9 protein-coding genes are annotated in these 8,461 nt (G+C 52.1%); 7 read left to right on the forward strand and 2 right to left on the reverse strand.

Translation table 11 applies throughout. From position 1 onward, the window contains the following. Together A3OI_RS20785 and A3OI_RS0117710 are read right to left on the reverse strand one after the other, a co-directional pair. Positions 1 to 205 (reverse strand): RRXRR domain-containing protein (locus tag A3OI_RS20785; RefSeq protein WP_040475203.1); only part of this gene is annotated, 205 nt, incomplete at its 3' end. A gap of 320 nt (positions 206 to 525) precedes the next feature. Then, on the reverse strand, positions 526 to 1,656 hold the full coding sequence (locus tag A3OI_RS0117710; RefSeq protein WP_018405554.1) for a hypothetical protein: 1,131 nt from the start codon (positions 1,654 to 1,656) through the stop codon (positions 526 to 528). A gap of 956 nt (positions 1,657 to 2,612) precedes the next feature. Between A3OI_RS0117710 and A3OI_RS0117715 the strand changes: the two genes are divergently transcribed. The 7 genes from A3OI_RS0117715 (at position 2,613) to A3OI_RS0117745 (ending at position 8,231) form a co-directional block, all read left to right on the forward strand. Then, complete coding sequence (locus A3OI_RS0117715) at positions 2,613 to 3,110, forward strand: DotD/TraH family lipoprotein (RefSeq protein ID WP_018405555.1); 498 nt, start codon at positions 2,613 to 2,615, stop codon at positions 3,108 to 3,110. Between the two features lie 34 nt (positions 3,111 to 3,144). Continuing rightward, on the forward strand, positions 3,145 to 4,026 hold the full coding sequence (locus tag A3OI_RS0117720; RefSeq protein WP_018405556.1) for a type IV secretory system conjugative DNA transfer family protein: 882 nt from the start codon (positions 3,145 to 3,147) through the stop codon (positions 4,024 to 4,026). Next, positions 4,023 to 5,174, forward strand: coding sequence for a type IV pilus twitching motility protein PilT (locus tag A3OI_RS0117725; protein ID WP_018405557.1), 1,152 nt, complete (start codon positions 4,023 to 4,025; stop codon positions 5,172 to 5,174). Before A3OI_RS0117720 ends, A3OI_RS0117725 begins: the two co-directional genes overlap by 4 nt. Further along, a complete protein-coding gene (locus A3OI_RS0117730; RefSeq protein ID WP_018405558.1) occupies positions 5,171 to 5,497 on the forward strand; it encodes a hypothetical protein in 327 nt (108 codons plus the stop codon). The genes A3OI_RS0117725 and A3OI_RS0117730 overlap by 4 nt, the downstream gene beginning before the upstream one ends. A gap of 27 nt (positions 5,498 to 5,524) precedes the next feature. Next, positions 5,525 to 6,577, forward strand: a complete 1,053-nt coding sequence (parM, locus tag A3OI_RS0117735) for a ParM/StbA family protein (RefSeq protein WP_018405559.1) — start codon at positions 5,525 to 5,527, stop codon at positions 6,575 to 6,577. Positions 6,578 to 6,735: 158 nt separating this feature from the next. Then, positions 6,736 to 7,140, forward strand: a complete 405-nt coding sequence (locus A3OI_RS0117740) for a hypothetical protein (RefSeq protein WP_018405560.1) — start codon at positions 6,736 to 6,738, stop codon at positions 7,138 to 7,140. Positions 7,141 to 7,346: 206 nt separating this feature from the next. Beyond that, positions 7,347 to 8,231 (forward strand): transposase, encoded by an 885-nt coding sequence (locus A3OI_RS0117745; RefSeq protein ID WP_018405561.1) that lies wholly within the window; start codon positions 7,347 to 7,349, stop codon positions 8,229 to 8,231. Positions 8,232 to 8,461 lie beyond the last annotated feature (230 nt).

An 8,461-nucleotide genomic window follows, 5' to 3' on the forward strand; every position in this document is an offset into this window, starting at 1 on the left:
CAATGCCCGTCACCTTGCTGCCCGGATCAATCTTCACCGTCAGCGACTGAAGCTCGGACTCCGATTGCAGCCGATCCACCAAACGGATCACGAACGGCACACAATAATGCACCCGGGCACGGCCCCGCTCCAGCAGCAATCTCGCTCGTTTTTCGGTACAAGGCATCAGGGGCCTGCCTTTCTTGTCCAGAACATANACCGCCATCAAAACGCTTCCTTTTCAATTAAAACCCTTACGGGCCTTGTGACGGAGGTCGAAGCCTCGCTCCCCTCGGGAATGTCACACACCGGACTGGCTTTAAGCCGTTCTCCCAACCTTCGACGCTTTACCTTTCGCCAGCATGATCGGTCGATTCCAGAGCCCGTCGCTGAGGAAGCACGGCGAGGTGGGTCTTGTACCCTGTGTGTAACGTAGCGGATTGATTACCGCTCTTCCTGGTCAANCTAGCTCTTCGGATTGCCCCAATAAGCTCCGTCCTAAGGGCGGGGTAGTTGACGGTTAGAGTTCCTTAGTCAGTCGGACGACTACAGCTTGTCCAGAAATGAGTTGCCCGAGCTGGCGGGGTCACGGTCGTCGTGCTGATCATCAGCGTGGCTTTCCGCATTGCTTTCGTTCGGGTTGGCCAGACCGGGTTGCTCCGGATACCCATGAATTGCTGACAAGCCTTGTACCTGACGCCGCTCATTAAGCTCCTGAAGCGTATCACGCACAGAGTCGGCGGCCTCAATTCCAGCTCTGGCTAACGGGAGTGCGGTCTTTCGCGGGCATCGAACATCACCCTGCGCATACCAGCGAAGATTGACCGTGGTTGTATGACCGAGCGCTGCGGCTGTCTGCTTTTGCGTGGCTCCCCCTCGCCTGGATTCCACCGTGAACAGTTTGCGGGCTGTGCGGTAATCCACGTGGGACATGAGGTCATAGTGCTCCGAGTTGTCCCGGTAAAGCTGACGCAGGGCTTGGCGCATTTCACGAACCAGGCTGGCCTTGAGACCGGGAGATGCGCTAGCCATTAGCTGAATCACGGTCTGGATAACCTGAAGGTTGCCTTCCGAGAAGCCCTCCAATATCAGGGTCCGGGTGTCGGACGTATTACTCTTGGTCTTGGCGGTCTGAGTCACCAATGTCGGGTGCGGGCTCACTTCACCGGGCCGGGTTTCTGGATTGAGCCGTTCCAGGGTAGCCGTGGCCCATTCCGAGGTCCGAAGGCCAGTCATGCAAGTTGCCACAAACACCATCATTCCATCGCGCTGGGTAAGGGTGCAGGCGGCGGTGTCTGCATAACGGGCCATCCGTTCAAATGTGTCGCGGGTGATGAGGTGCGACAGTTTATAGTTCACGTCCTTGTTCGGGACCGGGTTGCGGCTGTCCATCACCAGGCGATCCATATCCTCTGCCAAGGTATCCAATCCCGTTCCACGTTCCGCGGTCGCTCTGACCATTCGCATTTCTTGTCTCTGGGATTTTGCGCTGGCAGTCCGATCACCGTAATACTCTTCAAGCCAGATACCGAACTCCCTCTGGACAGCAGGATTACTGATCAGGGCGTTAGTGTACCGGTCACGAATAAATTGCCCGATCAGGCTTTTCACGCGTGCGGGTATTTCTTGATCGCCGAAAGGTCTGGCGGTGTTCTGGGTGTCGAGGTTCAAGATCATGGTGCTCAGACGCCTGTGTTGATTGTTCGTTCGTTGTTTCGGTCTACAGTACCTTGTGTGACTTGTATTGGATTATGAGTTGAGCTGTGTGCTGATGATATGCACATGGGTTTCGGGCTCATGATTGGTCTTAGGTTAGCAGAGATAGGCACACTTTTGGAGGGCTTTGCACGTCATTTTATTGTTTGTACCCTGTCAGTATTTAAACCCAATAACTTAATAGACTTTTTTTAATACGACTACCTTTCTTTAATGACGTGCTCACGCTTTTTACTGTTTGTCAGCAGGGCGCAAACTGTTCCACGCCTCTACCTTCTTTTGAGGAAGGAGAGAGGCTTTATCGCCCGACTATCTCCGGGCTTTACCGGGCCATTTGTGACCCGCTCTGGCCCCATATGGGTCGCTCCAGTCACCAAAACCTGCTCTCAGCCGGGCCATTTGTGTCCCGAAATGGCCCGCTTTGGGTCATTCGCGTCCCGCTTTGTCCCGCACAAAAGCGCATCACACCCCGTATGTTGGGTCATATCTGGCCCACTTTGTCCCGTTCCGGGTTGTCTGTGTCCCGCTTTTGTCTGAGCGTTGATTCCTGGCTTCGAGGTTTCGGCCAGCCTTGAGGGAGCTTTTGGGATTTTCAGGCACGGATCGCGGGTGGTTCAAAGTGATTTAGTGTGGTCGGGTGTGGGGTGTTCAGGGAGGTGGGTGAAGGCTGCCCTCGTTTTAGCATCGTTCCAGGGAATCCCTTCGGGTCGTGTTACTGTGAATTTATCGGGCCAACGTGGGCCAACAATGTCCCACTCCAGCCAGGCGCTCCTTACTATGGAGCGTGGTTAGTTTCGTACACCGGGTCATCCGGAAATTCGCTCCCATAACCGCTGTATATATAGGTACATGACGTGAAGTCTGGCGGGTAACTGATGGTAAACTATGCGATCACATAGGACATTATAGGAAAAAATATGCCGAAACAAAGGCTACTACTGCTGTTGATGGCGATGACGATTGGAGTTACTGCAGGGTGTTCCAGTCAGCCACAAAAGGTAAACCTGGATGTAGATCCTGGTGTCGTAGCGCTGTCGAAAGCGGCCGACGAGATCAGTAACAGCTACCGGGTCCTGTCCTACGCGGAATCCGCCCGGGCATCCGAAGAAGGTGTCGCCAGGTCGCTTGATTACGACAAGAGGGATTTCCCGGAAGCATGGCGCAAAGAGATCGTACTGAGGGAAGATTATTACGGAGAGCTGGAATCGTTTCTTCGTGGTTTATCAAAGCTGGTCGGCTATTCCGAGCCGCAGATTGTGGGTCGCTCACCGGTCATTCCTATCACGGTCGCTGTGAATCGTTCAAGTAAGCCTTTGTTCGAATATCTGGTGGACGCCTCTTATCAGGCAGGGGGCAGGGCACGGGTGATTCTGGACGGTGATATGAATCGACTCCAGATCACATACCCAGAGTAATCCACTCACGGCTTGCCAAGAGGGTTAAAGGTCTATGGATGCTATTGATTTAGATGTCTGGATAGAGGCACAGCAACCCCCGGTCTATGAAGAAATTCGCGAATACCGCCAGCCGGGTGATCGTTCGTGGGGTGATGACGCTGATAACGACATTAGTGGTACCGGCTTGAGAAACCGTGCGATCAGAGAAATCGCTTTTTCGCTGGCGGCACAAACCGCTTTGGCGTGGCGTTACGAGAAGCTTCTGGACTTCACTAAAAGTCAGGAAGGGACGTTGGATCGCATCGCAAACTTTGCACCATTTGTGGTTGATGAACACATGTTGGTGCCATCAATTACCGAGACGAGGGATCGCTTCGAAATCTCAAAAGATAGTTCCAGGCTGCGTGAGGTCCGCATCCAGTACCTCATTGATGAGCCCGCCAGGGCGGTAACCGAGGCCCCTACATGGCGAGACTATATCTGGCGGGAATTCCGGTACCCGGAAGAGCCTGATCGCGTGCTGTGGCCCCGAACAGAAACCGAAGTGCTGATATGGGAGGACTCGATTGATGATGGATGGGACAGTGGTCTTCAGCAGGCTCACTATGTCTGGGAAAACAACCTCAACGAGCTGGTCAGGGATATTCGCGGGCGCGTCACTTTCAGGGTCCTGGAAGCACGCGATATTGTTCGCACCCCGATCATGAGTCGTTCTGTGCCAGAAAACACCGAATCTGGAGACCGCTCCATTCTTAATGCAGGAGATACGATCTACAGCGTCACCGTGCCGGTAAACTTCCAGTCACAGGATCACTGGAAAGCGCTTTGGGTGTCTCTCGATGAGGTGACTGGCCAGCCTGCATTTGAGGTTAATGAACCTTCCGATCTATTCGGTGCAGCTCAGAATCTTCCAAACTTCGGAGAAGCCGAATGACAGATAGTGATCAGCCCCCGGTAATTAACGACGAGGCACCGGTCACATTGAGCAAGTGGAGCGATATTCTCGTTGCGCTCTATGAATGGGGCATAGATGACGTTCTGCTGCAGGATTCTGAAATTCTGGCAGTTCAGCGCCACGGAGATATTATCCAGGTGGGTTCCCGACCAATGGAGCTTGAGAGTGTAGAAACCATCCTCAATGCCATGCACAAGGTGTCCAGCTCGGCCACCCTGCAACAAGGGGACGACCACAACTTTACGTATGCGGTTCGCAAGGACCGCAGGACGACCTACCGCTTTCGTGTCAACGCGACGTCAACCATGGGCATGCACTCCAATCCCATTGGTATCGACATAACAATGCGCTCCATTAACCAGATACCTCCAACGCTGGAGCAATTAAAGGTTCCGGAACACCTACAAGAAGCGCTTTTTCCTCGGACTGGTTTGGTTATCGTTGGCGGTGCAACAGGGTCCGGCAAGACCACTCTGCTTGGTGCAATTATTCGCCGTATCATGACTCGGCCAAAGGGTCGCAGAGTTCTGACTTACGAGAGCCCTATCGAGTTTGATTATCGGGCCATACCCGAGCGTACCGGTCGAATTGCTCAATCCGACGCCTATATCATGCTCAAAAATTATACCCATGCGACGTCTAATGCTCTCAGGCGGCACCCGGATGACATCATTCTGGGGGAAGCTCGTGATGCGGAAACCATTGAGGGTGCCATTCACAACGCCGAGACCGGCCACAGTGTCTATACCACGGTTCACGTCAACTCCGTTGGCCAGATGTTCTCAAGAATGGCCGGCGTCTTCAGCCATAACGAGCGAGCCAGGGCCGTTGCTGGCCTGGTCGGAAGCGGTCGGGTATTGATCTACCAAGACCTTTTGCCGACTGTCGATGGCGCGCGCTGTGCCGCTCGCGAATATCTGGTGCTCACCGAGGATCTTCGGAAAACGCTTTACGGTATCGATGAGTCTCAGTTGACAGAGGTGATGACTGAGATGGTGCATGCCCATGGAAGGCCGTTGATCGCCGATGTGCGAGATCACTTCCAGGAAGGTCGGATTTCAGAAGAAACCCTCAACCGATATGAAGCGGAATTCGCGGCCACCTCATTCGTCCAGGTGGAGTCATGAAGCTGCACTTGGTTCACGGCGAAGATGGTCCCATTATCTGGGCGCACAAATCTCAGAGGGCCACCGTTGGTCGAACAGTATCGGTTATGGGGGTGATTCCCTTTCTCTTTTTACTGATGTTCCCTTACGCCACGTTCTTTTACCTGTCGGTGATCAACTTGGCTCTTGATATCTATCGGACCAAAAAGCGGGTACTTCGTTGGGCAGACGTCTTCCGGCGTTTCCGATTTTTTATTAATGGCGGCTACTGGTATGTGCAGAGCAAGCAACGTGTTCGACATGGCAAGTGGGCGTGGGACGATCTCAAGGGTCGTCGGTATTGAACCCCTATTTATTAAATGAGGTGACCTATGAGCAAAAAGCCTATGCGTATTGCCGATGACAACGGCTACTTTGACCACAAAATTGCCTGGTACGAGGGTGGCAAGATACGGACGGAAAAATATCCGGCCATTCTCGGGTCTCGAGACGAGGCCATGACGAACATGAACGGTGGCTATTGCGATATGTACCAAACTGGTGACGATCAGCGGTTTGTCGCGAACCCTGATGTTTCCAAGAAAATTCCGCTGCGGAACGAAAGCTATGGTCGCTCTCCGGAAAATCGGGTTCTGGTGAATCATGGTCTACGCAAAGCTGGAGTTGAGATGGGTCAGGAGGTCTTTCTGCTCACATCACTGCCGGTGCGTGACTTCTTTATGGATGACGGGCAAGTGAATCTCGAGTTGGTCGACGCTCAGAAAAACAACATGCTCCAGCCGGTTTATGCGGTTAAAAATGAGACGGATAAACCAGAGCGTATCGCTCATGTGACACAGTGCAAGGTCATGTCGGAGGCCGTAGCAGCGGCGTTTGATTTCCTGATCGATGAGACAACATTGGAAGTAAAGACGCTTGATGCGCCGATGGCGGTGTTGGATTTTGGGGGTAGCACTTTTGACGTTGTAACGCTGACCAAGCAGCTCCAGGTTCGCCAGTCCAGTAGTGGCACCCTGAGAAGGGGCACGTTTGATATTATCCGGCCTTTTAAAAAGCACCTGAAGCAGTATCTTGATGAGCGGGGCATGAAGCTTCATGCCGTGCCTGACTGGATGGTAACTCAAGCTTTAATTAACCGTGAAGTTGAGAATACAACCCAAGGTGCCGATCCCCAGATGGGTTCTCGGAAGTTGCCTGTAGACAAGGTGATCAACGATAGCGCGGCGCCGATCGTCAATGAGATCAAGGCTTTTGTGAAAGAGCTGCTTCCCAACTTTTCCGAGTTTCAGGCAGTGCTTCTTGTGGGTGGCGGATCCTTGCTGTGTCGCGATCTGTTCAAGGACTGGGAAGAGGAATTCAACTTCCATATCGCTGATGAATACTCTAACGCCAGGGGAATGTTGAAATTGGCCACGGCTGGCTGATTCGTAGCTCCGTCAACTCCATGCAACAGGCCCGCTTTTGTTCGTTAGCGGGCTTTCCGTAAGAGGCCTTAGTTGTGTCCAATGCAACCGATTCCACATTCCGCCTTCGTCTGTCAAAGGGTTGTCTGAAAACCAAGGTGAGCCAGGAGGCGGGTGATATGCTGCGACGCATCCTCGAGATCGAAAGCTCATCGCTCAAGACGGACATACTTCGATCGCTTATCGCTGATTCACTGAATCAGTTTCATCAGGAAGGGGTGCCGGCATTCAGCCACTTCATGATCCAGAATGCCCTTGGTGATGTACCTGTTCGTTCCTTTGTCGGGCAGCGGAAGCACTCCGGCGGCGAGGGTGAGGGTAAGAAATTTAAACAAGGTGGTAAGAAGGGGCAGGTAACGCCGTCTGGTAAAGGGTTTGAAGGTGAAGGGAGCCCGCCCGAGGCGGGTCATGTATCCCCTGACACTGAAGGTGCCGGGATGCCGGAAGAAGGTGCAGCCGCCAATGGTCAATCCGATTCTGAGGACTTCGATATTAATCCTCGGTTTCAGCACCTGATCGGCTAAAAAGCCGGGTCTTAAAGACCCGGCCAGCCTCGCGGATGAGCAGAAGAATTGCTCTTAACTTGGTTCGTTTTTTAACGAAATGAGCGGAATTCCAATTCAAAATCTCTGATTTAGTGTTGGATGGATAGCGCTTATTTGGGTCGGTCTTGGTTTTCGATGTGCGCACGAATTGTGGCTTCTTTTCATGGGAAAATGATACTGTATAAATGATTGACACCAATTTTTCAGGTCGTAATATTATTAACATGAACAATGAAAAATCAACGCATATTCGCACCCAGCAAATCGTCATCCGGAAACAGCACGAGGCGTTTCGTGGGGCCGGCGTTTGTACTCAGATTGTTCGCAGAATCAAAAACGCCACCTCCTATTTGATGCAGCACCACCCTGACGGCAAAGATCAAGGGCTGTCGCACCGCGACGCCGACAAATGGCTTAAAAGAAACAACTCGGCACTGTACGCCAAGCTCCCATCGGCCATTGCTCAGCGGAGCACACAGATTGTCGGTCAGGAATGGAAAGCGTTTTTTGCGGCACTAAAGTCTTTCAAGAAAACACTCTCGGCTTTCAAAGCCCGGCCCCAGAAACCGCGTTACGCCCACAAAGCGGCCACCGTGCACATCGGTCGCAACGGTTTCAAGTTTGTCGAAGGTACGTTGCATTTTGCCAACGACGTGCTCCCACCGATCAAGACGCAGTTTCGTTTTTCGCAAAACTGGAATGCGTTGGTGGGTGACACCGTTGCTCTTGAGGTGCGCATCGTACCCAAAGGCAATTGCTTCATTATTGAAATCATCTACGACGAATCAAAAATCGTGGAGGCGGGCCGTTTCTGCCGTCTTCTCGACAAATCCCGCAAGGCTGGGATCGATTTAGGCATCAACAACCTTATCGCACTCGCAACGGATCAGCCGGGCGTTCGCCCTGTTCTGATCAACGGTAAAGCGCTTAAATCGATCAATGCCTGGTACAACAAACGTGTGGCTAAACTTCGCTCTCAAGGAAAATACGCCCACATTCGCGCTGTGACTAATAACTCAAGTTTCGGGGTTCAAAACATAAATAAAAACACCAATAACATATTGATTTAAAAGGAATAGATGCCTCATTGTGGTAAAATACTTGTTATCTAGACAACGTAAAAAACCACAAGAGACATCGAATGAATTCTGTCACAAAGACTTTGGGCTTACCACCATTAACGGCTGATCTACTTAACCAAGAAGACCTTAAAATTGACAATACTTTCAGCACCACATGGAAGAGCATTGGGTTTAACAACGTTTTACGTCAGGCTAAGTTTTCTAAGCGCTCGGGTACG

The sequence above is a fragment of the Marinobacter gelidimuriae genome (assembly GCF_000372805.1).
Classification (GTDB): Bacteria; Pseudomonadota; Gammaproteobacteria; order Pseudomonadales; family Oleiphilaceae; genus Marinobacter; species Marinobacter gelidimuriae.